At 71.0% G+C, this 25,026-nt stretch carries 24 protein-coding genes and 8 pseudogenes; 13 read left to right on the forward strand and 19 right to left on the reverse strand.

Annotated elements, in window-relative coordinates; translation table 11 throughout:
• Positions 1-2 precede the first annotated feature (2 nt).
• The 7 genes and pseudogenes from ACWDO5_RS09605 to ACWDO5_RS09635 all read right to left on the reverse strand — a co-directional run.
• Positions 3-305, reverse strand: a pseudogene (locus ACWDO5_RS09605) (fatty acid--CoA ligase family protein); the annotation flags it as partial.
• Positions 306-345: 40 nt separating this feature from the next.
• On the reverse strand, positions 346-834 hold the full coding sequence (locus ACWDO5_RS09610; RefSeq protein ID WP_450529772.1) for a hypothetical protein: 489 nt from the start codon (positions 832-834) through the stop codon (positions 346-348).
• Positions 835-923: 89 nt separating this feature from the next.
• Complete coding sequence (locus ACWDO5_RS09615) at positions 924-1,472, reverse strand: hypothetical protein (protein ID WP_450529773.1); 549 nt, start codon at positions 1,470-1,472, stop codon at positions 924-926.
• 70 nt (positions 1,473-1,542) lie between these two features.
• Positions 1,543-1,857: a hypothetical protein gene (locus ACWDO5_RS09620; protein WP_450529774.1), complete on the reverse strand. Its 315-nt coding sequence runs from the start codon at positions 1,855-1,857 to the stop codon at positions 1,543-1,545.
• 48 nt (positions 1,858-1,905) lie between these two features.
• On the reverse strand, positions 1,906-2,049 hold the full coding sequence (locus tag ACWDO5_RS09625; RefSeq protein ID WP_450529775.1) for a hypothetical protein: 144 nt from the start codon (positions 2,047-2,049) through the stop codon (positions 1,906-1,908).
• A 99-nt stretch (positions 2,050-2,148) separates the two neighbouring features.
• Complete coding sequence (locus ACWDO5_RS09630) at positions 2,149-4,590, reverse strand: outer membrane protein assembly factor BamB family protein (RefSeq protein WP_450529810.1); 2,442 nt, start codon at positions 4,588-4,590, stop codon at positions 2,149-2,151.
• A 276-nt stretch (positions 4,591-4,866) separates the two neighbouring features.
• On the reverse strand, positions 4,867-5,640 hold the full coding sequence (locus tag ACWDO5_RS09635) for a VOC family protein (protein WP_450529776.1): 774 nt from the start codon (positions 5,638-5,640) through the stop codon (positions 4,867-4,869).
• A 298-nt stretch (positions 5,641-5,938) separates the two neighbouring features.
• Here ACWDO5_RS09635 and ACWDO5_RS09640 point away from each other — a divergent pair, with 298 nt between their 5' ends.
• The 3 genes from ACWDO5_RS09640 to ACWDO5_RS09650 all read left to right on the forward strand — a co-directional run bounded on the left by ACWDO5_RS09640 (position 5,939) and on the right by ACWDO5_RS09650 (position 7,346).
• On the forward strand, positions 5,939-6,586 hold the full coding sequence (locus ACWDO5_RS09640; protein ID WP_450529777.1) for a TetR family transcriptional regulator: 648 nt from the start codon (positions 5,939-5,941) through the stop codon (positions 6,584-6,586).
• Positions 6,587-6,732: 146 nt separating this feature from the next.
• A complete protein-coding gene (locus ACWDO5_RS09645) occupies positions 6,733-7,035 on the forward strand; it encodes a hypothetical protein (RefSeq protein WP_450529778.1) in 303 nt (100 codons plus the stop codon).
• Positions 6,969-7,346 carry an FAD-dependent monooxygenase gene (locus tag ACWDO5_RS09650; RefSeq protein WP_450529779.1) on the forward strand — a complete coding sequence of 126 codons (378 nt, stop codon included), beginning with the start codon at positions 6,969-6,971 and terminating at the stop codon, positions 7,344-7,346. The genes ACWDO5_RS09645 and ACWDO5_RS09650 overlap by 67 nt, the downstream gene beginning before the upstream one ends.
• Before the next feature lie 111 nt (positions 7,347-7,457).
• Here the strand turns inward: ACWDO5_RS09650 and ACWDO5_RS09655 are convergent, their stop codons facing one another.
• Positions 7,458-8,030, reverse strand: coding sequence for a TetR/AcrR family transcriptional regulator (locus tag ACWDO5_RS09655; protein WP_450529780.1), 573 nt, complete (start codon positions 8,028-8,030; stop codon positions 7,458-7,460).
• A 53-nt stretch (positions 8,031-8,083) separates the two neighbouring features.
• On the opposite strand from ACWDO5_RS09655, the gene ACWDO5_RS09660 reads away from it, so the two are divergent.
• Positions 8,084-8,752, forward strand: coding sequence for a pyridoxine/pyridoxamine 5'-phosphate oxidase (locus ACWDO5_RS09660; RefSeq protein ID WP_450529781.1), 669 nt, complete (start codon positions 8,084-8,086; stop codon positions 8,750-8,752).
• 97 nt (positions 8,753-8,849) lie between these two features.
• On the opposite strand, the pseudogene ACWDO5_RS09665 reads toward ACWDO5_RS09660, so the two are convergent.
• Positions 8,850-9,120, reverse strand: a pseudogene (locus tag ACWDO5_RS09665) (DoxX family protein); the annotation flags it as partial.
• A gap of 174 nt (positions 9,121-9,294) precedes the next feature.
• On the opposite strand from ACWDO5_RS09665, the gene ACWDO5_RS09670 reads away from it, so the two are divergent.
• From ACWDO5_RS09670 to ACWDO5_RS09680, 3 genes and pseudogenes are all read left to right on the forward strand, one after another.
• Positions 9,295-10,452 carry a flavin-containing monooxygenase gene (locus ACWDO5_RS09670; protein ID WP_450529782.1) on the forward strand — a complete coding sequence of 386 codons (1,158 nt, stop codon included), beginning with the start codon at positions 9,295-9,297 and terminating at the stop codon, positions 10,450-10,452.
• A gap of 69 nt (positions 10,453-10,521) precedes the next feature.
• Positions 10,522-10,665, forward strand: a pseudogene (locus ACWDO5_RS09675) (acetate--CoA ligase family protein); the annotation flags it as partial.
• Between the two features lie 11 nt (positions 10,666-10,676).
• A pseudogene (locus tag ACWDO5_RS09680) lies at positions 10,677-10,898 on the forward strand (enoyl-CoA hydratase/isomerase family protein); the annotation flags it as partial.
• 15 nt (positions 10,899-10,913) lie between these two features.
• On the opposite strand, the pseudogene ACWDO5_RS09685 reads toward ACWDO5_RS09680, so the two are convergent.
• Both ACWDO5_RS09685 and ACWDO5_RS09690 read right to left on the reverse strand, forming a co-directional pair.
• A pseudogene (locus ACWDO5_RS09685) lies at positions 10,914-11,132 on the reverse strand (cytochrome ubiquinol oxidase subunit I); the annotation flags it as partial.
• Between the two features lie 38 nt (positions 11,133-11,170).
• On the reverse strand, positions 11,171-12,061 hold the full coding sequence (locus ACWDO5_RS09690; protein ID WP_450529783.1) for a sigma factor: 891 nt from the start codon (positions 12,059-12,061) through the stop codon (positions 11,171-11,173).
• A 203-nt stretch (positions 12,062-12,264) separates the two neighbouring features.
• Here ACWDO5_RS09690 and ACWDO5_RS09695 point away from each other — a divergent pair, with 203 nt between their 5' ends.
• Entirely contained in the window at positions 12,265-12,408 is a 144-nt protein-coding gene (locus tag ACWDO5_RS09695; protein ID WP_450529784.1) for a hypothetical protein, read from the forward strand.
• Here the strand turns inward: ACWDO5_RS09695 and ACWDO5_RS09700 are convergent.
• Positions 12,398-13,738 (reverse strand): MFS transporter, encoded by a 1,341-nt coding sequence (locus tag ACWDO5_RS09700; RefSeq protein ID WP_450529785.1) that lies wholly within the window; start codon positions 13,736-13,738, stop codon positions 12,398-12,400. The two genes, ACWDO5_RS09695 and ACWDO5_RS09700, sit on opposite strands and share 11 nt — an antisense overlap.
• 115 nt (positions 13,739-13,853) lie before the next feature.
• Here ACWDO5_RS09700 and ACWDO5_RS09705 point away from each other — a divergent pair, with 115 nt between their 5' ends.
• Positions 13,854-14,846, forward strand: coding sequence for a GlxA family transcriptional regulator (locus tag ACWDO5_RS09705; protein WP_450529786.1), 993 nt, complete (start codon positions 13,854-13,856; stop codon positions 14,844-14,846).
• Between the two features lie 23 nt (positions 14,847-14,869).
• On the opposite strand, the pseudogene ACWDO5_RS09710 reads toward ACWDO5_RS09705, so the two are convergent.
• Both ACWDO5_RS09710 and ACWDO5_RS09715 read right to left on the reverse strand, forming a co-directional pair.
• A pseudogene (locus ACWDO5_RS09710) lies at positions 14,870-15,079 on the reverse strand (Zn-dependent alcohol dehydrogenase); the annotation flags it as partial.
• A gap of 49 nt (positions 15,080-15,128) precedes the next feature.
• Positions 15,129-15,290: pseudogene (locus ACWDO5_RS09715) on the reverse strand (SDR family NAD(P)-dependent oxidoreductase); the annotation flags it as partial.
• Between the two features lie 82 nt (positions 15,291-15,372).
• On the opposite strand from ACWDO5_RS09715, the pseudogene ACWDO5_RS09720 reads away from it, so the two are divergent.
• Positions 15,373-15,692 (forward strand): annotated as a pseudogene (locus ACWDO5_RS09720) (cyclase family protein); the annotation flags it as partial.
• Between the two features lie 94 nt (positions 15,693-15,786).
• On the opposite strand, the gene ACWDO5_RS09725 reads toward ACWDO5_RS09720, so the two are convergent.
• The 4 genes from ACWDO5_RS09725 to ACWDO5_RS09740 all read right to left on the reverse strand — a co-directional run bounded on the left by ACWDO5_RS09725 (position 15,787) and on the right by ACWDO5_RS09740 (position 18,690).
• The gene (locus ACWDO5_RS09725) at positions 15,787-16,239 is read right to left on the reverse strand and encodes an ATP-binding protein (RefSeq protein ID WP_450529787.1); all 453 of its coding nucleotides are present in this window, start codon (positions 16,237-16,239) and stop codon (positions 15,787-15,789) included.
• Positions 16,240-16,652: 413 nt separating this feature from the next.
• Complete coding sequence (locus ACWDO5_RS09730) at positions 16,653-17,561, reverse strand: acyl-CoA dehydrogenase family protein (protein ID WP_450529788.1); 909 nt, start codon at positions 17,559-17,561, stop codon at positions 16,653-16,655.
• A 128-nt stretch (positions 17,562-17,689) separates the two neighbouring features.
• Entirely contained in the window at positions 17,690-18,202 is a 513-nt protein-coding gene (locus tag ACWDO5_RS09735; protein WP_450529789.1) for an EF-hand domain-containing protein, read from the reverse strand.
• Positions 18,203-18,315: 113 nt separating this feature from the next.
• Positions 18,316-18,690 (reverse strand): STAS domain-containing protein, encoded by a 375-nt coding sequence (locus ACWDO5_RS09740; RefSeq protein WP_450529790.1) that lies wholly within the window; start codon positions 18,688-18,690, stop codon positions 18,316-18,318.
• 222 nt (positions 18,691-18,912) lie between these two features.
• Here ACWDO5_RS09740 and ACWDO5_RS09745 point away from each other — a divergent pair, with 222 nt between their 5' ends.
• Both ACWDO5_RS09745 and ACWDO5_RS09750 read left to right on the forward strand, forming a co-directional pair.
• Entirely contained in the window at positions 18,913-19,494 is a 582-nt protein-coding gene (locus tag ACWDO5_RS09745; RefSeq protein ID WP_450529791.1) for a sigma-70 family RNA polymerase sigma factor, read from the forward strand.
• A 47-nt stretch (positions 19,495-19,541) separates the two neighbouring features.
• On the forward strand, positions 19,542-20,834 hold the full coding sequence (locus tag ACWDO5_RS09750; protein WP_450529811.1) for a maleylpyruvate isomerase N-terminal domain-containing protein: 1,293 nt from the start codon (positions 19,542-19,544) through the stop codon (positions 20,832-20,834).
• A gap of 42 nt (positions 20,835-20,876) precedes the next feature.
• On the opposite strand, the gene ACWDO5_RS09755 is transcribed toward ACWDO5_RS09750, so the two are convergent.
• Positions 20,877-21,182, reverse strand: a complete 306-nt coding sequence (locus tag ACWDO5_RS09755; protein ID WP_450529792.1) for a trypco2 family protein — start codon at positions 21,180-21,182, stop codon at positions 20,877-20,879.
• A gap of 36 nt (positions 21,183-21,218) precedes the next feature.
• Between ACWDO5_RS09755 and ACWDO5_RS09760 the strand changes: the two genes are divergently transcribed.
• Positions 21,219-25,004, forward strand: coding sequence for a tetratricopeptide repeat protein (locus ACWDO5_RS09760; protein ID WP_450529793.1), 3,786 nt, complete (start codon positions 21,219-21,221; stop codon positions 25,002-25,004).
• Positions 25,005-25,026: the final 22 nt, after the last annotated feature.

A 25,026-nucleotide genomic window follows, 5' to 3' on the forward strand; every position in this document is an offset into this window, starting at 1 on the left:
CATCACCACCCAGGACCATCACGCGCCCGTGCCGCCCCAGGGCTGATCGGTACTCCTCCTGGACGGGGTGCGGCCGCGGCGGCGCGGAGGGGAGCCGTCGCGGCCGCCGCATATCCAGCAGTTGACCGAATATCGTCCGCCGTGAGCGTCGCGCCCCGGTGCCGTACCACCGAGCCCCGCGTCGGGACGCCGATGACCGCCACATCCGCCATATCCGGGTGCAGACCCAGCAGTTGCTCGATCTCCACCGGATAGGCGTTGAAGCCGCCGACGACGAACATGTCCTTGATCCGGTCGGTGATCTGGGGGAGTTTGAGGCGCGGGGTCCGGGGCGGAGCCCCCGAACTAGCTCGCCATGCGGCTCGCGCTGATGACTTCGCACTTCTTGTACTCGGAGCCGTCGCCCGAGCCCGTGTACGGCGTGGTCACCGTGGTGGTCTCGGAGGCGCCGGCCGCGACCGAGAGGTCCTCGGTCTTGGCAGTGGCGAGGTTGACGCCGGTGTCGCCGAGGTCGCCCTTGAACTGCAGACTCACGTCGTAGTTGTACGACAGCGAGTCATTGTTGGTGACGGTGATCTTCGCGGTGAGGTTCTTGCCGGCGGTGTCGAGGCCGCACTCGTCGATCTTGACGTCACGCTCGGCCTTGTTGGCGCTGGAGCCACCGGTCACCGAGCCGGTGGAACCGCCGGACGTGGTGGTGTTGTCGTTGCTGCCACCGCTGCTACTACTACTGCTGCTCCCGCCGCAGCTGCCGCCGTGGGAACCGCGGGCTCCGGTCAGGACGACGAGCGCGATACCGAAGACGGCTATGGCGCGGACATGACGGATCTTCACGTTTCAACCCCCGTTGAACGTATGAGTAAGTGGCTCGTTTTGACGAGCGCACGTCACCCTAGCAGCGCCTGACCACTGCTCCCGCCGAGTCAGTCGTCGAGCAGGGCGTCGGCTTCGCATTTCTTCACGCGCGACACCTTCTTGGGGCTCTGCATCCTGACCTCGACGGTCTCGGTCTCCCCGCCGTCCAGGCTGACCTTGGTGTAACCGCGGTCGACGACATGTCCCGCGGTGTCCAGGAACACCACGTCAACCTCGTACTGGTGCGTCACCGAGGAGTCCGAGACGACCTTCACCGTGGCCGACGTATCGGCCTTGCGCTTGCCGCTGCCCTTCTTCACACAGTCGACGACATACGCCTGCGCGGCGCCGCTCTCCGTCGCGCTGGGGGTGGGCTCGCCGGTGTACGAGTCCGAACCGGAGGAGGAGCCCGACGAGCTGTAGTCGTCATCGTCGTAGTCGCGGTAGCCGCCGTTCGACTTCTTGGAACTGGAGCAGCCGCCTCCGCCGCCGCTGCTGCTCTTCGACCCGCTCTTTCCCCTGCCGCCCTTGCCGCCCGATGACGAACTCGAGAAACCGGTCAGCGCGAGCATCACGACGACAAGTACGGCCGCGAGCTTGAGACGTCGGCGCACCATGGCCACTCTCCCCCTGGAACTGAGGTACTTGATGTACCTGACAACCGCGCGCCACCGTAACAGTCGCGAATCAGGCGCGGCCGGGCGGGTATTGGTCCCCTGGGTACGACGCGGGCCCGTCCTGCCAGGAGGCGGTGGGAGGCTCGGTCTCCAGCGGCTCCCTCCGGATCCGGCCGCTCATCACGACCGCGGCAACAAGCAACAACAAACCGCCGCCGACGGCGAATGCGACTCCGTCACCGAGGCCACCGCCCTCGCCGCCGACGGTCAGAGTGCCGGCCGTCTGGGCCTGGCGGACCATCCACGGCACCGTGAAACCGAGCACGATCACCCCGGAGAGCGCGACCAGCAGCCGCGAGCGCAGGACGAGGCCGATCAGGGTCACCAGGGCCGCGAAAGCGAACGGCAGGAGAATCGAGGCAGCCAGTTCGGCCTAGGTATCTGTGATGCCGTTGAACAGGTCCTGGACGCGGTAGTCGCGCCCATGACGGCCGTCGTACCAGCCACGGAAGGGGCTCCATACGGCGGCCGCCGCTCCGACGAGAGCGAGGAACGAACCGATGATGTTGCGTGTCATCGTCGGCCTCCCTGGGTACGCCGCGCTCTCGATCACGACGCTACGCCCGGGAAATGCGCCCCGCCATCGGGCGCAGGAAAGCCCCTGCAACGGCAACGGCTACCGCGCCCCGCCCCGCCCCGTCGCCGTCCCCTTGACCGCGTCCAGCGCGTACACACACCGGTCCTTGCTGCACGCGTACACCACACCGCCCTGCGCCACCGGCGACCCGGTGATCTCGCCGCCGGTCGCGAGCTTCCAGCGCAGCTGGCCGCCGCTCGCGTCCAGCGTGTAGAGCACATGGTCCGCGGAGCCGAAGTGCACCCGGCCGTCCGCGACGACCGGCGCTCCGATGACCTCGCCGCCCGCGGCGAACCGCCACATCGGGGTGCCGGTCACCGCGTCCAGCGTGTACAGCGCGCTGCCGCTGCCGACATGGATGTTCCCGCCCGCGACAAGGACCGGCTCGACGGACTGGCGCGACTCGGTGGCGATACGCCAGCGGTCCTTGCCGGTCGTGGCGTCCAGGGCGTACACCGTGCCGAGGTAATCGGCGAGATACACGCCGCCGCCCGTCACCGCCGGGCCCGGTGCGAAGACCGGCGGCGAGAGGAACACCGCGGGGGCCTCGAAGTGCCAGCGGACCAGGCCGTTCGCGATGTCGATGGCGAGGACGCGGGTGCCGGCCGCGACGTACACATAGCCGTCGGGCGCGGGATGCACGCGTACGGGCACGTTGCCGCAGGACGCCGCGTCACCGACGGGGTAGGACCAGCGCTCGACGCCCGTACGGGCCTCCAGCGCGCGCAGCCTCGCGTCCTTCCACAGGTACACCGTGTCGCCGAAGATCGCGGGCCCGGCCTCCGGGGTCTCGAAGTCCGTCTGCGCCCCGGTCGTCTCCCACAGCTTCTCGCCGTTGGACGCCTCCCATGCCTGTACGCCGCCGCCGCGGGTCCCGGTGAGGACGGTGCCGCGGTCGACCTTGAGGGAGTACACCCAGGCGTCGGCCTGGAGCCGCCACCGCTCCTGGCCGCTGGTCGCGTCGAGGGCGTACAGCGAGGGCCCGTCGGAGGCGTGGATACGGCCGCCCGCAACGGCCATCGCCCAGGCCACGTCCCGGGTCTTGAACTGGCGGCGGCCGCTGCCCACGTCCAGCGCGTGCACCTCGAAGGAGGTGACGTAGAGGAGATCCCCGGCGACCATGGGCGTGCCCCAGACGTCGTTCGACATCCGGAAACGCCACGGCCGCCAGTGTCCGGTGGGCGCGTCCGGGGGCGAGGCGGGCGGCGGCACGGGTGCGTGGACGGGGGCCGGTCCGGGTGACGGGACGGCGCTGGTCGCGGCCTCGGCGCCGTTCAGCCCGCCGGGCGGGCGGATCCAGCCGGTCGCCGGCCCGGTCTCGACGACCCCGCCGCGGCCGGCGTCGGCGACGCGCGGGCCGGGACCGATCGGCACCTTTGAGCCGGGCAGCCGGACAGGTCCCGCGGCGGCGGGAGAGGTCGCCGCGACGGGTGACGGCGAGGCCTGTCCCGTACGCGGATCGCTGCCGCCGCGCCAGGCGGAGTCCCAGTCGCCGGCGTGCCGGGGCGGCTGCGGCGGCGGTGCCTGGGGAGCGGGCGGTGCGGGTTCGGCGGGGCGCTGCGCGGCGACCGGGGCCGGGACGGCAGGCCTGCCGCCGCGGCGCTGCTCGATCATCGCGGTGGCCCGCGCCGGCAGCCATGCGGACGCGGTCCCGCTGTCGTCGCTGCCGGACGAGAACAGATGCGGGGCGAGCTGCGCCTGCAGATCCTCGGGCGTGGGCCGCAGCCGGGCCTCCATCTGCATACAGGACTGGATCAGCGGCCGGAGCTCGTCCGGCAGCCCCTGAAGGTCCGGGCCCTCGCGCAGCAGCATGAAGACGGTCTCGACCGGGTTCGCGCCGTGGAAGGGGGCGTGACCGGTCGCCGCGAAGACCAGCGTGGAGCCGAGCGAGAACACATCGCTCGCGCCGGTCACGCTGCGGGAGTCGCGCGCCTGCTCCGGTGACATGTACGCGGGCGTGCCCACGGCGACATTGGTCATGGTCAGCCGGGTGTTGGAGACGCCGGACGCGATGCCGAAGTCGATGACGCGCGGCCCGTCCTCCACGACCAGGACGTTCGATGGCTTGAGGTCGCGGTGGACGAGGCCGGCGCCATGGATGGACTGCAGCGCCTCGGCGACGCCGGCCGCCAGCCAGCGCACCGCCTGGGCGGGCATCGGCCCGCACTCATTCACTATCTCTTCGAGGGAGGGGGCGGGGACGTAGGCGGTGGCAAGCCACGGCACGGCCGCCCGCGGGTCGGCGTCGACAACGGCCGCCGTGTAGAAACCACTGACGGCCCTGGCGGCTTCCACCTCACGGGTGAAGCGGACGCGGAACAGCTGGTCCTCGGCGAGCTCGGTGCGCACCGTCTTGATCGCCACCCGGCGGCCGGAAGCCGACCGGGCGAGATAGACCAGCCCCATGCCGCCGGCACCGAGCCGGCCCAGCACCTCGAACGGACCGATCCGTCTCGGGTCATGCTGCGTCAGCTGCTCGATCACTTGCCTGCCACCTCCCCGTACGGGCCCCAGAAGATACGGAGCCCGTCAATTACAGCCCCGTGCAGCGTCTCACCACCGAGACCCTCAGCGGTGCGCACCCTGATTCTTCCTGTCGGAGGCGGCAGTTGCGAACCCGGGGGCGGATCGGGGTGTCTCACCCGGATTCGGGCACGGATCGGGGGGCGAAATGGTTCAGCTGCGCGCCTCCAGGCGTCCGGTGGCGCGCAGAGACCCTCCGCAGGAGATCGAGTCGCCCGCCAGGCATGGCGAGCCTCAGGCCGCCTTCGGCTCGGCGAGCACGGCGAACGAGGCGCCCTGGTTGTCGGCGAGCACGGCGATGCGCCCGTACGGAATGTCGAAGGGCAGCGCCTGGATGCGGCCGCCGAGGCGGGTCGCGATCGCGGCGGTCTCGTCGCAGTCGTCGACGCAGAAGTAGATGAGGAAGTGACCGGGCATCTCGGCCGGGAAGGCGTCGGTGATTACGCTGCGGCCGCCGATGGCGGTGTTCTCCCCCGGCTCCGTACCAGCCGGGGACCACATCCGGAAGTCGATGGAGTCGTCGGGCAGGTCCGTGCCCTGGAAGCCGAAAACCTGTTCGTAGAAGGGGTCGGCCCGCTCCTTGTCCCGCGTGTACACCTCGGTCCAGCAGAAGGAGCCCGGCTCGCCCTGCTTCTCGAAGCCGGCCCTGTCGCCCGCCTGCCAGAGCCCGAAGACCGCGCCGCCGGGGTCCGTGGCGAGCGCCATCGTCCCGGCTGTGCCGACCTGCACCGGCGTCGTGATCACCTGGCCGCCGACCTCCCTGATCTCCCTGATCAGCGCGGCGGCGTCGGAGGTGGCGAAATAGACGCCCCAGACGGTGGGCATCCGGCCGTCACGCTTGGGCACGAGGGAGGCGACCAGCTTTCCGTCACTGAAGGCGTCGACGTGCGGCCCTTCGCCCTCGCCGAATGTCCAGCCGAACAGCTCGCCGTAGAAGCGCTTGCCCGCCTCGACGTCGGGGAGCGCCGCGTCCACCCAGCACGGCGCGCCCTGTGGGAATACGGCCATGGACCTGGTTCCTTCCCTGGTGCGGGATGTGGCGGGTGTGGCGCCCGTCATATTCAAGCTAGCGGCGCGACCCGCGTGACGCAGGGAATCTAATCGAACATTTGGCCAATTATCGGGATACGCGAGCCCCGACCGGGCCGGGATTCGTTGAGTTGTCCACGGAAGTTATCCACAGGCTGTTGATAACACTAATGGCGTACACCGGCCGAACCCCTGCCCCGCCCCGGCCGCAGCCCTCCCGCACCCCATTTGCACTCGGCCGAATCGCGCGCCGATCACCCCTCGGTAAGCTGACGGCATGACAGGACAAGTACGCACCGTCGATGGCCGAGTGGCCGGACGACGCGGCCAGGCGACGCGGCAGAAGCTGCTCGACTGCCTCAGCGAGATGCTCAGCTCCTCGCCGTACCGGGACGTCAAAGTCATCGACGTGGCCCGGAAGGCGGGCACTTCACCCGCGACCTTCTACCAGTACTTCCCCGACGTCGAGGGCGCGGTCCTCGAGATCGCGGAGGAAATGGCCAAGGAGGGCGCGGCGTTGACCGAGCTGGTCTCCGGCCGTTCCTGGGTCGGCAAGGCCGCCTGGCAGACGTCGGAGGAACTGGTCGAGGGCTTCCTCGACTTCTGGCGCCGCCACGACGCGATTCTTCGAGTGGTGGACCTGGGAGCCGCGGAGGGGGACAAGCGGTTCTACAAGATCCGCATGAAGATCCTGACCTCGGTCACCAACTCCCTTGCGGACGCGGTGAAGGACTTGCAGGCCAAGGGAAGGGTCGACAAGGACGTCAGCCCGGGGGCGATCGCAGGCTCGCTGGTTGCGATGCTTGCGGCGGTGGCGGCGCATCAGAAGGGGTTCACGAGCTGGGGTGTGAAGCAGGCGGAACTGAAGCCGAATCTGGCGCTGTTGGTGCACTTGGGCATCACGGGCAAGAAGCCGGTGAAGTAGACGGCTGCGCCTCACCTTTTTCAAGTCCTGTCACGCCGACGGCGGTCCCTTTCCGGGTGACCGCCGTCGGCTTTAGTCTTCCTGGTCCGTGGTGAGCTCTGGGCCTGGACCGCTGGGAGACATACCACGCGCTGCCCAACAAGCTGGTGTGTGCCTACAGTTCGGGCGGCGAGAGAACCGCCAAGAACCTGTTCATCTTCGGCTCGCCCGAGCTGTCGTACGACTACCGGGACGTGGACCGGCAGAAGAAGATCCTCGCCGACGCCTTCGCGGGCGACGGCTGGGAGATCCCGGCGATGCTCGAGAACGCCGCGGCCGCTCGCGACTTCTACTTCGACTCCATCACCCTGATCGAGATGGACCGTTGGTCGAAGGGGCGGTCGTGCTGTTGGGCGACGCGGCCCACTGTGCGTCCCCGGCCTCCGGCCAGGGCACCGGCCTCGCGCTGATCGGCGCGTACATCCTGGCGGGCGAACTGGCGGCGGCGAACGGCGATCACACGCCGGCGTACGAGCGCTACGAAAGCGGGATGCGGCCCGGCGTGGAGCTCAACCAGAAGTTCGCCGAGCGCTTCGCGAAGGAGATGACGGTCCCTTCCAAGGGCAAGATCCGTCTGCGGATGGCGATGATGCGGATTCTGCCGTACATGCCCTGGAAGAACCTGATCGCGAGGAAGATCACCGAGGGTGTGCAGGAGGCGGCGTACGCCATCGGGATCAAGGACTACGCGAGCCGCGAGGCACTGGCCGCGGCGCGGTGAGGCACCGGGCGGCGGGGCCCGGCACGGTGACGCACCGGCGGTGAGGTCCGGTTTGGTGAGGTCCCGTGCGGCGGGGCACTGGGCGATGACGCTCGGCTCGGGACGCACGGGCTACTCCGGGAGCAGTCGCTCGACCAGCGCCGCGATGAGGGCGCCTGCCTCCTCCTCGGGGAAGACGTCCGGAAGCGTGAGGCGTTCCACCACCAGCCAATTGGTGGCGAGGTAAATCATCTTGACCGCGTCGGCGTCGCCGGGCAGACCGGCGGCGAGGTGCCCGGTGACATTGTTTTCGACGTCCTCCCTGACGCGCTCGGTGAGCACCGCGCGCAGGGCGGGGCGGCGGGTGGCCTCCAGGCGCAGCTCCAGAAGTGCGAGATAGCCGGTGCGGAACGCGGTGACGCGCTCCACCACATCGCGCACCAGCTCGGCGGTCCGCTCACGGGTGGCCGGCCCTTCGAGCATGGCCTCCATGGTCGCCTCGTCCGGGCGCATCCGCTCGTAGATCCGGCCGCCGGCCTGGGTGAGCAGTTCGTCGCGGTTGGCGAAGTAGTTGGACGCGGTGCCCTTGGGCACCTCCGCCTCGGCATCGACAGCCCGGAACGTCAGGCCGCGCGCGCCTTCGCGGGCGAGTACCTCGATGGCCGCGTCGACCAGCGCGGCGCGCCGGGCGAGGTTCTGCCTCATGCGTGTTCCTCTCACTGCCCCCCTGACACCACTGCGAGTGTAGTAATAACGGCATGGACAACGATCAGCAGGAAACGTTCCGCAGGCTCCTGCACGCACAGCGGGTCTGGGACACCACGCTCCCCGGCTTCGACCCTGCCGCGGCGCCCAGCGCGCCACTGCCGCTGTTCCACCAGTGGTTCGCGGAGGCCGTGGCAGCCGGCCAGAGTGAGCCGCACACCATGACGCTGGCCACCGTGGACGAGCAGGGGCGTCCTGACGTACGGACGCTGATGCTGCACGACGCGGACGAGCGGGGCTGGCACTTCGCCTCGCACGCCACCAGCGCGAAGGGCCGCCAACTGGCCGCGCACCCCGATGCCGCGCTGGGTTTCTACTGGGCGGCGCAGGGCCGCCAGATCCGGATCCGGGGCCGGGCGAGCGCGGGCGGCTCCACCGAGAGCCAGGCCGATCTGCACGCCCGCTCGACGGGCGCGCTGGCCGCGGCGCTCACCGGCCGCCAGAGTGAAGTCCTCGCCTCCCAGAGCGAGTTGGCGGACGCCTCGCAGGCGGCGTGGGAGCGGGCACAGGCCGAGCCGGACGCGCCCGTGCCGACCTGGACGCGCTATGTGCTCGATCCGTACGAGGTGGAGTTCTTCCAGGGCGACGGGCAGCGGCGGCACGTTCGGCTGCGCTACCGCCGCGAGGACAGCGGCTGGGCAACGGAGCTGCTCTGGCCGTGATCAGGCCGGCCGGAAGAACGGTACTGCTTGCTCGCCGTCCTCCTGGCGAAAGGTGCCTCCAGCGCCATGCCGATGCTCAGCCAGCCCTCCGCGCACTGAACCCGACGACCAGACCGAGTCCGAGGGCGAGTTCGGCGTAGACGACGATGTACGCCATCGCCTTGGGGCGGGGCTGGACCACCACCTCGAAGCCGGTCTTCACCAACGGTCACTTGTGCTTGCCCGCGACGTCGGCGGCCCAGGATGCCGGTGCCGCGTTCGAACCAGCCCTTCTTGTCCTTGTGGCGCGAGCTCTCCAGCCACCACAGGCCGAGACCGATACGAAGGACGGCGAGCCATTCTGCACCGGTGAGCCAGACGGTCTCCATCCGGACCCCTCTCCGCATCGATTCTGACGACACGTCAGTTCAGCGGATGGGGCTGCTCGCGCGCAAGAGATGCGACGGCTCGTGAACAAGTGGTGTGCGCGCGTGATCAATTCGCAACCGATTCCCGTCTTGACTGAGACCCATCAAGTAATCGTGCGGTTACGCTCACGATTCATGCCCGACGAAAAGGACATCGACCTCACGAACGACCGGCCCGTCTACGTCATCGGCGGCGGCCCGGGCGGTCTCGCGGCTGCCGCGGCGCTGCGGGAGCAGGGCATACGGGCCGTGGTGCTGGAGAAGTCCGAATCCGTGGGCGCGTCCTGGCGCCGCCACTACGACCGGCTGCATCTGCACACCACCCGGCGACTGTCCGGCCTGCCGGGCCTCGCGATGCCCCGGTCCTTCGGACGCTGGGTTTCGCGCGACAACGTGATCCGCTACCTGGAGAAGTACGCGGAGTTCCACGAGCTGGAGATCGTGACGGGGGTCGAGGTCTCCCGGATCGAGCCGTCGGGCTCCGACTGGCTGCTGCACGCGACGGGCGGCCGGGAGTTGACCGGGCGGGCGGTAGTGGTGGCCACCGGCTACAACCACACCCCGCGCCTGCCCAACTGGCCGGGCGGCGATTCGTACACCGGCGAACTGCTGCACGCGGGCGAGTACCGCAACGCCGCCGGGTACGCGGGCAAGGACGTGCTGGTCGTCGGCGTCGGCAACACCGGCGCCGAGATGGCCGTCGACCTGGTGGAGGGCGGCGCCGCCCGGGTCCGGCTCGCCGTGCGGACCACCCCGCACATCGTCCGCCGCTCGACGGCGGGCTGGCCGGCCCAGCGCACCGGCATCCTGGTCCGCCGCCTCCCGGTCCGCCTCGTGGACCGGGCGGGCGAGATCATGGGCAAGATCGCCGTCCCCGACCTCGCCGAACAAGGCCTGCCGCGCCCGGACACGGGCCTGTACTCCCGGGTGCGCGAGGGCGCGATCCCGGTCCAGGACGTCGGCCTGATCGACGCGGTCCGCTCCGGCAAGGTCGAACCGGTCGCGGCACTGGACTCCTTCGAGGACAGCAAAGCGGTCCTGGCGGACGGCACCCGCATCTCCCCGGACACCGTGATCGCGGCGACGGGCTACCGGCGGGCACTGGAGAACCTGGTGGGCCATCTCGGCGTACTGGACGAGCGGGGGCGCCCGATGGTGCACGGCGGCCGCACCGCCGCACAGGCGCCGGGGCTGTACTTCACCGGGTTCACCAACCCGATCAGCGGGATGTTCCGCGAGATGGCGATCGACGCGCGAAAGATCGCGAAGAAGCTGGCCGCGTCCGCGACCTGACCTCTTGGTCGCGGTCCACCCCCTGAGCCTGGGACCCCTGCCGAGCCGCGCGGATGCGGCGGCTCGGCAAGAGCGGGCGTTCCTAGCCTGCGGGTCGCCACGGGCAAGCAGCTCAGCGAGCACGCGGCGAAGCAGCTCCTTCGGGCGTACGGCATCCGTGTGCCGCGCGAGCAGCTGGTGACCAGCGCGGCGGCGGCCGTCCGGGCCGCGGGGCGGCCGCGCGCGTCTCGTGGATCACGCTCAACCGCCCCGAGGCAATGAACGCCGTCACCTGGAACCATCGGGAACGCGTTATTGCGCTGCTCGCCGCCGCCTCCGCCGACCCAGGGATCCGTGCCGTCGTCATCACCGCCACCGGCAAGGGCTTCTGCGCGGGGGCCGACCTGCGCGGGACGCCACCGGCCGGCCGGGAGCGGATCCCCGGGGACGTGGCGCGGACGATCCGCGGCCGCCTCCGCGGCGAAGGCCGCGGCCCAGATGTCACCGACGAAGCGCGAGTAGTCGGACCAGTTCATGCCGGTGACGACACCCATGGCGATGTTGATCAGGAAGAGCCTGCCCCAGAACTTCGGCAATGCCTCCCTCCGTCGAGGCGGCGACGACACTCCGGACGATTTGCGCGCCACCCGGACGGCGGCGCTACGGGCCGACTTGAAGCTCGGAACAGGGGGCGGACACACCGAGAACGGTGACGTGCCCGCTGTCGACGAAGGCGCGCCTAGCCCTGGTCGTCGACAACCGCCAGATCGAGCTCGCCGATGAGCTCGGGGTCGGCGAGGATGTCGATCCCGACGATCTTCCCGTCCCTGATCGTGAAGTCGAAGACGATCCGCGGCTTCCCGCCCGGAGCCCACAGAGCACCCGCCGCCCCGTCCACCAACGCCGGCTGCGCCATCCGGGCCCGCCCCGAGAAGGTGTCGGCCACCGCCTGCGCACCACGGACCTGCTCCGCCGCGCCCGCGGAAACGGCAGCGTGGTCGGCCCGGAGCACGACGTCCGGATCAAGCACGGCGAGCAGGGCGTCGAAGTCACCGCCGCGCGAGGCGGCGAGGAAGGCGTCGACGACCTCGCGTTTGCGACCGAGGTCGACCTCGGGAACCGGGGTCGAACCCTGCACCCGGCGGCGTGCGCGGCTGGCGAGCTGGCGTGCCGCGGCCGGAGAGCGCTCCACGATGGGGGCGATCTCGTCGAAGGGCACGGCGAACATGTCATGCAGTACGAAGGCGAGCCGCTCCGCCGGTGCCAGCGTGTCGAGTACGACGAGCAGCGCGAGCCCGACCGAGTCGGCCAGCACTGCCTCCTGCTCGGGGCTGATCCCCTCGGTCCCTTCCGCACGGCTCACGACCGGCTCGGGCGCATGCGCGTCCAGCGGGTCCTCACGCCGTGAGGTGCGCAAACGCAGCATGTTCAGCGACACCCGGCCCACCACTGTCGTCAGCCAGCCGCCCAGGTTCTCGACCTCGCTGGTGTCGGATCGGCTGATGCGCAGCCAGGCTTCCTGAAGGGCGTCGTCCGCCTCGCTCACCGAGCCGAGCATGCGGTAGGCCACGGCCCGCAGATGGCTCCGGCGCGCCTCGAACCGCTCAGCCAGCCGGTCGTGCTCGTCCATCGGTCACATACCTCCGTCGCGTCGTGTCACAGCAATGACCGACGAAACCCATCCGATGTGACGGGGGGATGCAATGCAAGCACCGATGCGTACGGACCGCACGAGTACGGACCGAATGAGTACGGACCGAATGAGTACGGACCGCACGGGCGACGCGGGCACCCTTCCAAACTGACGGACCGCCAGAAACAATGGGGGATTTGATGGGACACGCAGGGATGGCGGCCACCGCCATCGTCGTCGGCAGGGTGGCGGCGCTGGGTGCCGTGGACGGGAGCGCGGCCGATGAGGACCAGGGCGCGCCGCTGTTCTTCCACCGGGGGAAGTTCGGGCGCTTCAGCCCCTGACCGGGTCTTCTGCCCCCTTCTGCAAAGAGACCGGCGGCAGCGCGGCCAGCGGCCTGCGCCGGATCACCAGCGCCATCAGCGCCGCCGCCGCGCACAGCGCGCCCGACGCGTACCAGACCACGTCGTACGAGCCGAAGACATCCCGCGTCACACCGCCCGCGAAGGCGATGACCGCCGCGCCCACCTGGTGCGATGCCAGCACCCAGCCGAAGACGATCGCGCTGTCCTCGCCGTAGTGCTCGCGGCACAGGGCGATCGTCGGCGGCACGGTCGCCACCCAATCCAGGCCGTAGAAGACGATGAAGAAGATCATCGGCGGCTGGACGGACGGGGCGAGCAGCATCGGCAGGAAGAGCAGTGAGTTCCCGCGCAGCGCGTAGTACACCGCCAGCAGCCGCCGCGCCTCGAAGCGGTCCGTGAACCACCCCGACGCGATCGTGCCGACAACATCGAAGACGCCGATCACCGCGAGCAGCGACGCGGCCGCCGTGATCGGCATGCCGTGGTCGTGGGCGGCGGGCACGAAGTGGGTCTTGACCAGGCCGTTCGTCGACGCCCCGCAGATCGCGAAGGTGCCCGCCAGCAGCCAGAACGGCCCGGTGCGGGCCGCCTTGAACAGCACAGTGACCGCGCGGCGGGCCGCGCCCGGCACCGGGTCCGGCTTCGGGGTGAAGCCCTCCGCGCCGTACGCCGCGATCCCCACGTCCGCCGGGTGGTCACGCAGCAGCAGCCAGACGAAGGGGACGACGGCCAGCGCCGAGAGCGCGACCGTGATCGAGGCCGGGCGCCAGCCGTGGTTCTCGACCAGCCAGGAGAGGACAGGGAGAAAAACGAGCTGGCCGGAGGCGCCGGCCGCGGTGAGGATGCCGGTGACCAGGCCACGCCGCTGCACGAACCAGCGGTTGGTGACCGTCGCGGCGAACGCCAGCGCCATCGAGCCGCTGCCCAGGCCGACGAGGATGCCCCAGTAGAGGACGAGCTGCCAGGACGTCGTCATGAAGACGGTGAGCCCGGAGCCGACCGCGATGACCGTGAGAGCTACGGCGACCACCCGGCGGATGCCGAAGCGGTCCATCAGCGCCGCGGCGAACGGCGCGGTGAGCCCGTACAGCGCGAGATTGACCGAGACCGCGAAGCCGATCGTGCCGCGTGACCAGGCGAACTCCTCGTGCAGCGACTCGATCAGCAGACCAGGCAGGGAGGCGAAGGCCGCGGCACCGATGATCGTCACAAAAGCGACGACAGCGACGAACCACGCACGGTGGACACGGATACGCGGAGGGCGGCGAAAGGGCGGTCTGCCGTTCTGCGGCTCGGTTGTCTGGGTCACGTCACCAGCATCCGGGGAGCGATCAACCGCAACGAGTGGCCCGGAGGACAGTGTTCGATAGGATCGGGCCACGAATGGAGCCAAGAGGCATGACAGGGTCAACAGGCACGACGAGGTGAGCAGGCACCACGGGGTCAAGAGGCATCGGGTCGTCGTGCTGGCACTGACCGGGCTGCTCCCCTTCGAGCTGGGCATTCCGCACCGGATCTTCGGTCGTGCCCAGGACGCGGACGGCCACCCCCTGTACGAGATCGTCACCTGCTCGGTCCGGCCCGGCCCCGTCCGCACGGACGCCGACTTCGACATTCACGTCGCGCACGGCCCCGAAGCACTGGCCACCGCCGACACCGTTGTCGTCCCCGCCTCGTACCAACTGGGGCCCGTCTACGAGGAGGGCCGGCTCACCGAAGAGCTGGCGGCCGCCCTCGCGCACATCCGGCCCGGCACCCGCATGGTCTCGATCTGCACCGGCGGCTACGTCCTCGCCGCAGCCGGGTTCCTCGACGGCCGGCCCGCCACCACCCACTGGTCCTCCGCCGAGCACTTCCAGCGGCTCTTCCCGTCCGTCAGGGTCGACGCGGACGTCCTCTTCATCGACGACGGTGACGTGCTCACCTCGGCGGGAGTCGCGGCCGGAATCGACCTGTGCCTGCACATCGTGCGGCGTGACCACGGCACGGCCGTCGCCAATGACGTCGCGCGCCGTACGGTCGTACCGCCGCACCGGGACGGCGGTCAGGCCCAGTACATCCACCGGCCTGTCCCCGAACCGCAGTTGGCGACCACCACCAGCGCGCGGGCCTGGGCGCTCAGCCGCCTCCACGAGCCGATCCAGCTGCGCGACATGGCCGACCAGGAGTCCATGTCGGTACGGACGTTCACGCGCCGCTTCCGCGAGGAGGCAGGCATCAGCCCCGGCCAGTGGCTGACGCGGCAGCGCGTGGAGCGGGCCCGGCATCTGCTCGAATCCACGGATCTCTCCGTCGATCAGGTGGCACGGGACGCGGGCTTCGGCACGGCGCAGTCGATGCGCCAGCACCTGCAGGCAGCCCTCGGGGTGCCGCCGACCGCCTACCGGCGCGCTTTCCGCGCCGCCGCCGAGGGCTGAGGGGCCACCACAGAGCACAGGGCTCAGAACGTCAGCACGCCACGCGCCACCCGCCCGTGGTGCGCGTCGTCCGCCGCCTTCGCGAAGTCCTCGATCGGGTAGGTCTCGGTGACCAGTTCGTCAAGCAGGAGCCTGCCCTGCCGGTACAGCTCGGCGTACAGGGCGATGTCGTGCTGCGGAGGGGAGGAGCCGTAGCGGCAGCCCAGGATGGACTTGTCCAGGAACATCGCCGACCGGCACGAAGCTCAAATCCAGCCCCGCCGGCGATTGAGGAGCGGGGGTCGACGCGACCTCCGACGTCGGCTCGCTGCCCTCGATCGAGACGCCGTAGTCGTTGACGACGACCCGCGCCCCCTCCGCCGCCGCGGCCAGTGCCACCGCCCAGCCGATGCCGCGCCCGGCACCCGTCACGGCGACGACCTTGCCTGCCAAGAAGTTCCGCACGTCCGGCCCCTCCCGCGGTTTCTGATGGATCGTTAGATTCTACGGTCAGTCAAATACCTGAGCACAAGTCCCAGGAGGCCCGATGTCACTCCCGGCCGAGTTCCACGAGATCGCCAAGCGCGTGAACAACTGGGGGCGTTGGGGCGAGGACGACGAGATGGGGACGCTCAACCTGATCAACGACGAGGTCGTCAAGGACGCCACCGCCACCGTCCGCAGCGGCCGCCGCGTCGCCCTCGCGCTCCCTCTCCAGCAGGACGGCATCCGGACGGGCATCATCCTCGGCCGGGTGAACCCCCTGCACACCATGGTCCAGATCAGGAGCTCTTCGGCCCCGGCACGGTCGCCACCAGCGACGACGCCGTGACCATGGGGCTTCAGGCCGCCACCCACTGGGACGCCGCCCTGATTGCCTTCGAGATCTTCCCGCCGGAGATCGAGAACCTCTGGCTGCCCGTGCACGCTCTCGACCTCGTCGCCCCTGCGAGGTCCCGGTCTACGGCGCGGTGACGAAGCCCCGCACCGCCGGCTCGTACGCGATCTCCGTCGCACCCCTGTCCACCTCGCACCAGATGGACTTGCCCGCGCCCTCCGGCTGCCAGCCCCACCGGTCGGCGAGGCCGTCGACCAGTTCGAGCCCGCGGCCGTTGGTGTCCTCACCTTCGGCGTGGCGCGGCTTCGGGGGGCAGGCGCTGATGTCGGCGACCTCCACCCGTACGGTCCCGGCCTCCGCCGCACCCGCGCCGAAGAGCATCCGCAGCACAGCCGGACAACCAGTGTGGACGACCGCGTTGGTGACCAGTTCCGAGATCAGCAGGATCAGCGTGTCGGCCAGTGGCTCGTCGTCCCCTATGCCTGACCCGGCGAGCCGCGAACGGGCCCACCTACGGGCGCGTCCCACCTCCGCGGGGTCGGGCCCGACCTCCAACTGAACCAGAAGCACCTGCACCGCTCACACCATCCGAACCGGCGGACACATCGCCTCGCACCTCGACAGGGTCCTCAACCAGGTCACTGAACGTGACTCCCTTGCGAGACAGCATGGTTGACGTACAGTCACCGCAACAAGCGCTTCGGGCATATTCCAGCGCGAAGGAGTACCAGTGGTGCATACTGTGCGACGCACGTTGCGGGGAGTCGAACAGAGGCTCGCAGCACGCGCGCGCACGGGCTGAACGGCGCGCATTCCCGGGCCCGGAGCCGCCGTATTGGCAACACCGTGACACCCCTGCCTCGGAACCAGTCGCATCCCACGGAGGGTACCGGAGCAGGTCCCCGACTCCGGGCCGTGACGAGTCGCTCGAAGGACACAACCCGGTATCGACGCCCGTTCCCGACATCCGGTCAACGCTCGGTGACGCTTCAGAGTGCTGAGGCCAAGGCCTCGGCCTGGATCTCCTCCGCTTCCGCCGCCGTCAGCCACATCTGCGCGCGCGGCCAGGCCCGCTTGAGGTGCAGATGCACGTCCGCCTCCCAGGTGAAGCCCATTCCGCCGTGCACCTGGAGGCAGTCGCGCGCGCCCTGGACCGCGGCCTCGTCGGCGAGCAGTTCGGCGCAGGCGATCTCGGTGAAGTCCTCGGTGACGGCCGCCGCGTAGACGGCGGCGCGGGCCACCTCCGTGCGTACGAGCATCTGGGCACACAGGTGCTTGACTGCCTGGAAGCCGCCGATGGGCTGCCCGAACTGTTCGCGTTCCTTGGCGTATTGCACGGCCGTCTCGGTGGTGCGGGCGGCGCTGCCGAGCTGCTCGGCCGCGGTGAGGAGCACGGCGTGCGGACGCGGCGGGGCCTTCGGCGTCAAGCCCGGGATCCGGTGCGGCGGAGTGAGCGGGTCCATGGACCGTACGGGCCGGGCCGACTGCAGGTCCTTCGGATACCGGACGCGCATTGAGGTGCCATGGATGACGACGAAAGCGTCCGCGTCGGCGAAGTGCGGTACGAGGGCACGCAGTTGGGTGGCACAGGTGATCACACGCGTACCGTCCGCAGCGCCCGGCAGCCCGCCGCACGCGGCCAGATGGGTCGCCACGAGCGGCCCGTTCAGCAGCGCCCGGCCCGCTTCCCGGCCAAGCCTGCGGCGCAGCACCGGGTCGTCCCAGGTGCCGTTCGCGCGGGCGGCGGCGGCCAGTTCGCCCAGCGTGCGGCGGCAGGCGACGACCTCGCCGACGAAGGCCGTGCCGCGCTCGAAGGAGAGGGTGACCATGGTGACGTGCCAGCCGTCGTTCCGGCCGACCCGGTTGGCGACCGGCACCCTGACCTCGTCGAGGAACATCTCCGCGAACTCCGCCGACCCGGCCAGCGTCCGCAGCGGCCGGACGGTGACCCCCGGGCGCGTCCATCGGCATCGCGACGCGCCGGCGATTGAGGCGCGGGGTCCGGGGCGGAGCCCCGGCGGACGGGCTACGGCTCGGGCGTGACGTAGTACGCCGCGAAGGCGGAGAGGATCTCCTCCTCGCTGATCCGGCCGCCGCCGTCCGCGTCCAGCGCCGCCGCCACCTTTGCCGCGACGCCTGGCTGCACGCCCAGCACCCGCAGCACCCGCTCGGCGGCCGACGGGGTCACGCCGCCGCCGTCCTCGTCGGCGATGGCGACCACGGCGTGAAGGAAGGGGCGGGCAATCTCGGCGAACCGCTGGGGGTTGTCGCGCAGCCTCTTCACCGCACCCGTGATGAACTCCTGGCGGGTGACCCGCTGGTCGCCGTCCACGTCCGCGATCCCGGCCATGCCCTGCCAGAACGCCTCCGCGCCGCTGTACAGGGCCTGGCCCTTGTCGCAGCGTGCGGTCGTGTCGAACTCGGCGAGCAGGGCCGCGGCGGCCCCACTGAAGTCCTCACGGTCGATATAGCCGTTGCCGTCCTGGTCGAAGGCGGCGAAGCGGGAAGCGATCTTGCGCTCGTACTCTGCGCTGTCCATGCGGCGAGGGTACGACCCCGGACGCTGACGTGTGCAAGTACCCAGCCAATTACGTGACGGCGACATCGGGGCGATGGCCTGGTGACGGACAGACAGTCACCCGGTGACTACGGTCAGGCGGAGAGAGGCTCGGCCTCCTCGTCGGTGGCCGAGCCGGCGTCCGCGTACACCTCGAAGAGGCGGCGCACCCCGAGGGCCGCCAGCACCCGGTTGACGTGCGATCCTTCCTCGGCGCCGCGGGCGGGCAGGATCAGCCGGAGTCTGCCCTGGCAGGAGCGCAGCAGGCGGCGGGCGGCGATCAGCTGGCCCACGCCGCTGGAGTCGCAGAAGAGCACCTCGGAGAGGTCGAGCACCAGATCACGGCGCCCGACGGCGACCGCGTCATGGACATGCTGGCGGATCACCGGCGAGGAGACGAGATCGAGCTCGCCGCAGACGTGCAGCACGGTCCACGCACCCTGTCGGGTCTCGTCCACTTCAAGCATCACGACGCGACCTCTCCTCGTACCGGAATCCGCGCTTCCTGTCGCAGCTGCCCAGCCGTCCCCACACGAAACACAACGGTCCAGGCAGGCCGACCGGGGACCGTCAGGGTCCTACCATCCTGGTCCCCCTCGACGGGCACTCTTGGCGCAAAGGGTCGTGCGTCCGCGGCCGCGCGCACTACATTCGAAGGGGCGACAGGCACAGGGGCAAGGCTTGGGGGCCGTATGGCAAAGGACACACCACCGCGCTGGGACCGCAGGATGCAGCAACGGCTCTCGCGCGGAGAGGCCGCCGCGCTCGGGGAGCTGTACGACAGGTTCGCGTCACTCGTGCACATGCTCGCCCACCGGGTTCTCGACGATGACGAAGCCGCCGACCAGGTCACCCGCGAGGTCTTCGGCTACATCTGGGAGAACCCCGACGCGTACGACCCCAAGCAGGGCTCAATGCGTTCCTGGGTGGCAAGGATCACCAACAGCCAAGCGGTATACCGGCTGCGGAAGGCCGAGGCCGCCGCGCTCGCGGACAGCGGCGAGGGCACGACGGAGGAGCTGGAGCAGAAGGTGCGCCGGGCGGCGGTCGCGGCCCGCGCCGACTACATCGTCACCTCCATGCCGGCGCCGCTGCGCGCCGCGCTGGAACTCGCGTACTTCCAGCGCAGGGACTACCGCCAGACCGCGGCAGACCTCGGGGTCACCGAGGACGAGGCCAGACGCCGGCTGCGGCTCGGCCTCCAACTGCTGTCCACCGCCAACACACGCCCGCTGGAGGGGTCGTCCCCGCCCGGATACGGACGCTCCTTGTGAACGGCCCGCTGGGCGGCGGCCACGGCGACGACGACGGCCGCGACGAGATGCGGGGCGCGCCGCGTATCCCGGGACCGCGTTCGGCGGCGGACAATCTGGACGCGCTGGACGCACCCCCGCTCCTGCTGCCCGGAGCGGCTCCCCCAGAGCCCCAATTGCCGCCCCGATTGCCGCCGGAATTGCCGCCCGAGACAGGGGGCGGAACGGCCGGCGGAACGGGAGATGGACCGCCCGGGGGCGAAGGCCCGTCCCACAGCGTGCTGAAGTCCCTGCTGGGCGCATGGGCGCTGTCCGCCTGCTCCGCCGAGGAGACCGCGGCTGTCGAGGAACACCTCGGCGACTGCGCGCCCTGCGCCGAAGAGGCCCTGCGGCTGCGTGATGCCGTCGCGCTGCTGCACACCGACCGGGACCTGGACCTCGACCCGCTGCTGCGGTTCCGCGTCCTTGAGAACTGCCTGGGGCGCAGGCCGGCCCGTATCCCGGTGCCCACCTGGGCCAATCCGTACGACGCCGAGACCGCGCGGCTCGACGCCCTGCTGCGGGACATCGGCGAGTCGGAGTGGCACGCGCCCGTGCGCCTCAAGTGGTTCGAGGGCGAGCGCCAGGTGAGCCGCCGGACGACCGTGGCCGGGGTGATCGCGCATCTGATGACCGTCGACGGTCTGGTCGCGGGCACCCTCGGTCTGGACGATCCGCTCGGACCGAACGCGCCGACAGTACCGACCGAGCGCACCGAAGCTTTCTGGCGCACGGCCGACCTGCCGCCCACCCGCACCATCCGCGAGCCGTGGCGCGACCAGAGCCACTCCCTCATCCGCACGGTCTCCTTCGCCGGCCGCGGAGTCGCGGAACTGTCCGTCTCGTACGGAGACTTCGCCCTGCCACTGCGGGACTCCCTGCTGGACCGGGCCTTCGAGTGCTGGATGCACGCGGGCGACATCGCGGACGCGGTGGACTATCCGTACGAGCCGCCGAGCGGCTCCCATCTGCACCGGATGATCGACCTGGCGGCGCGGCTGCTGCCCGCGGCGCTCGCCGACCGCAGACGCGCGGGCCTCGCCGGACCCGCGAAACATCTGGTCGCGGCGGGTGCGCCGGGCCGTTCGCTGCATCTGGAGGTCGAGGGTTCGGGCGGCGGGAACTGGTTCATCGCGCTGGACTCCCCGGCGGCCGTCGGCTCCGCGGACCAGGCGGTGGCCCAAGTGGCGCTGGACGGCGTGGAGTTCTGTCACCTGGTGGCGGGCCACGTCTCGCCGGAGGAGGCCGCGGCCGGCCAGGACGGGGACCGCGAGGCGATCCGGGACGTGCTGTTCGCGGCGGCGTCGCTGAGCAGGCTGTAGCGGCCGCGGCCGCCCGCCGGCGCGGGCTACCGCCGGCGCGGGCTACTCCCCGCCCACCCGCACGTTCGGGTCCCCGTCGCGTCCCTGCGGTTTCAGCTCGATCTGGATCGTGTGTGTCGTGTCCCGCGCCGCCGTCCCGCCGCCGCCCGCCGTGACCACCCCGATCCGCAACTCGGCCCTGCCGCCGCCCTCGCGCCGGACCTGCACCGCGAACTCCAGATTCACCCTCTCCACACTGAATTTGAGATCGCGCCCCTCGCCGGCCCGCTGCGCCCGCTCCAGTTCGTCCCGGACCTGTCCGATCACCTCGGCGAGCCCGGCCACCGACTCATTGTCACGCACAGCCATCGCGTCCCCCGTCTCCTGTAGTTATCGTTGAGAAGTATGAGGGAGCCGTTGCGTGCGTCCAACTCCTCTTCGCATGAGGAGAGTTGGCGGGTCTGTCTGCTGCGTACGCAAGACCGTTCGGGCCGCCCGCTGGGCGCCGGGGTGCTGCTCCCCGGGGGTCTGGTGCTCACCTGCGCCCATACGGTGCTGTCGCGCCCCGGCCAGGACGGCGCCCGCACCCCCTTCGACACCGTCTACGTGGACGGACCCGGAGCCGCCCTGAGCGGCGAGGACCCGGGCCCGCTGCGCGCCCGGTTGCTGCGGGAGTATCTGGCCCTGCCCACCCCGTACTTCAGCGGCGACCTCGCCCTGCTCAAACTGGACCGCGAGCCGTCCGTGCCGCATGCGGTGCTGCACCGCCAGATCCCGGCGCGCAATGAGCCGGTGCACTTCACCGGCTACCCGGAGGACCTGCCGGGCGGCGAGCATCTCGACGCCCGGCTGATGGGGCGCGGCGGGCCCGCGCCCAAGCCCGAGTGGGTGCAGCTCGACACGGAGGGCTCCTCGTACGTCGTGCGGCACGGCTACAGCGGCAGCGGAGTCGTCCACAGCCGCTCACGCCGGCTCATCGGCATCGTGGCCCACCAGTTCGGTACCCCGCAGGCGCCCGTACGCCGTGAGCACGCCTACATGATCCCGACCGAGACCGTGCTGAAGTATCTGCCGCTGGAACGGCTCGGGCTGACGGTCAACGGGCCCCGTGCCGTCTCCCGCGACGTCGCCGTCGCCCCCGACAGGACCGCCTCCGGCCGGGTCCCCGGCCTGCATCGCAGGCTTACTCGCTGGCTGGACGGCGCTGCGGACACCGACCCCGTCGAGCTTGCCTTCGCCGGTGAGGGGGAGCACGCGCTGCTGCACACCGTCCGCTCCGCGCTCACCCTCGCCGACCGGGAGCAGAGCCCGCCGTCCGCGTCCGCGAGTTCGGTGGGCGAGCCGCAGGTGGGCAGCATCGACATCGCGGTCGACGCCACCAACCGCACCGCCGAGGAGCTCGCCGTCCACGCCGCCGACCGGATCGGCCTGGACGACCCGCCCCCGCCCCGCACACCCCACACCGAGCTGCTCGACCAGATCGCCGAGGCGAGCCCGCCGCTGATCGCGGCCTTCCTCGCCGTCGACCGGTCCGCATCGCCGGACGCGGAGATCGTGGCGCTGCTGCGCGCGCTGCTCGCCCGCGGCGACAGCCGGCTGCTGCTCGTCTTCAGCGACCCCCGCTCGCCGCTGCTCGCCCGGGTACGCGCCGAGCTCCTGGAACCCGGGTGGCCGGACCGCCGCGCCGACCGGCTCGCCGCGCGTGTCACCCGGCTCGCCGAGACCGAACAGCGGTTACGGCAGCTGCCAGGGCATCCGGCCACGGCAGGCCGGCCGATACCGCGGCGCCCCGAAGACCGGTCCCCACGGCTGCGCGGGCGGCTCCAACAGCTCTGCCGCGGTGGCCTCTTGTACGACACGCCCGCCCTGCCGCACGAGCTGTTCCGGCTCGCTGTCGACATCGAGACGGCGCTGCTGGACGCCGAGGCGGCGGAGCTGACCCTGGCCGGGCCGCTGGGCCCGCACGAGTTCGCCGTGGACCCGCCCGGCGACGGGCTCACCGATCTGCCGGTCGTCGCCGTGCGTAACCCGGACGCGCTCGTCACGGCACCGGCCGGGCCCCATCTGACGGGCGGCGACCGGCTGCACCAGCAGTACGAGGTGGTGGGCCCGATCGGCCAGGGCAGCCACGGGCAGGTGTATCTCGCCCGCGATCTGCTGCTCGACAACCGTCCGGTGGCGCTCAAGGGAATCCTCGACCCGGGAAACCCCGCAGCCGTCCTGCAGGCGCATCAGGAGCGGCTGCGGCTGGTCAGCCTCAACCATCCGTCCGTCATACGGGTGGTCAACTACGCGCGCCATCCGTCGACTTCGGCGGAGTTCATCGTGATGGAGTTCGCCGACGGGGCGCCGCTGGAGTGGGTCGCTGCCCGGATCGCCCAGCACCGTCCCCCGTTCTCCGGGCCCCGGGTGCGGGAGTTCATCGTCGTGTACGGGCTGCTCATCCTGGACGCGCTCAGCTATCTGCACGACCAGGAGGGCCTCGTCTACGGCGATCTGTCCCTCACCAACGTCCTGCACTGCGGCAACGGCATCAAACTCATCGACGTCGCGGGCGTCCGCAAGCCCGGCACGCCAGGACCGGTCAGCCACCGGCCGCCCGAGACCGGCCCCGCGGGCGAGATGACGACCGCCGGCGACCTCTACAGCGTCGGGGCTGTCCTCGGCTCACTGCTCGCCAAGGCTCCCGCGCCGCCCGCCGACCTCGGCACCGAGTCACTGGAGCGCGCCCTGCGGCGCGCCATGGCACCCGATCCCAAGCGGCGTTACGCATCCGCCCAGGAGATGGCCCTCCAACTGCGCGGCGTGCTGCGCGAACTGCGCTCCCTGCGGCTCGGCGAAGAGACCTTCGAGCCGTCCCCGCTCTTCGACCGGGCCGCCACCGCCCTGGACGGTCAGCTCGGCAAGGCCCCGCCGCTGGGCCGCTGGCGGACAGGCGGCACCCGCGGCTACCTCCTCGGCGCGGGGGTGCCCGACCCGGCCGAGGTCGCGGTGGCCCTCCCCATGCCCAAGCCGGACCAGCGGGACCCCAACTGGAAGGAGCTGCAGCGCACTTCGTACGCCGACCCGGCAGGTCTGCTCCAGCTCAGCGACGAGTGGCTGGCCTCCCCCGAGCTGCATCTGCTGCGCTGCCGGCTCCATCTGGAGCTCGCCCGCGACCAAGTGCGCCTGGGGACACCCCCAGCGGTAGCTGGGGGAGGCCGCCGGGGGAGGGACCAGCAGCTGGTCGCCGCCGCGATGGAGCTCGACCGGGCCCGGGGCCTGCTCGGCGAGCGCGCGGACTACGACTGGCGGCTCGACTGGCACCAGGGGCTCACCGAGCTTGCCCACGGCCGCCTGCACCAGGCCCTGACCTGCTTCGACGAGGTGTACTACGCCATCCCGGGCGAGTACGCGCCGAAGCTCGCCCTCGGCTACTGCCACGAAAGGCTGGCGGACGAACGGCGCGCCGCGGACGACGTCGGCACCCCCGCGGCCGCGGCCCGGGAGGACCGCGAGCGGCAGGCCATGCAGTTCTACGACGCGGTGTGGCGGCGCAATCACGCGCTCGGCAGCGCCGCCTTCGGGCTCGCCCGCATCCATCTCGCCCGGCGCAGCCCGGATCTGGCCCTCGCGTTCCTGGACGGTGTGCCCCCGGACTCCCGGCATCGCACCGCGGCGCGTACGGCGATGGTCCGTATCCACGCCAGCCCGCCCGCGGACGGGAGCGCGCCGACGGTGGCTTCTGCGGTGCGCGCGTTCGCCGCGCTGCGCAGGCTGGTCAGCCATGAGGGGCTCACCGACCGGCAGGCGTACGAACGGCTCACCGCGGAGCTCCTGGAACTGCTCCTCGAACTGGTCGGCGCCGCGCGGGAGAAGACCGACCCGCTGGCCGAGCTGCGCGCCTCGCTGCCGCCCGGGATACCCGTCCCGGCAACCGAACGTGAGCTGCGCGAGCAGCTCTCCGCCAGCTACCGCAAGCTGGCCAAGCAGGTGCCGCGCACCGACCGGGCGGAGGACGCGGCGCTCGCGGAGGCGCTGCTCGACAGTGCGTACCGGACTCGTCCGCTTGGCCTGAAGCACTACCGGGACCGGGACCGGGACCGCGACCGGGACCGCGACCGCGACCGGGACCGGGACCGGGCGGCGCGGCCGCTGACCGGATGGCTGCCGCGCCGTCCGCGGCTGCGCGGGCCGGGCGATGACACATGAGCAGCCTGAATCGGCTGCTCCG

The organism is Streptomyces sp. NPDC000880, assembly GCF_053599675.1.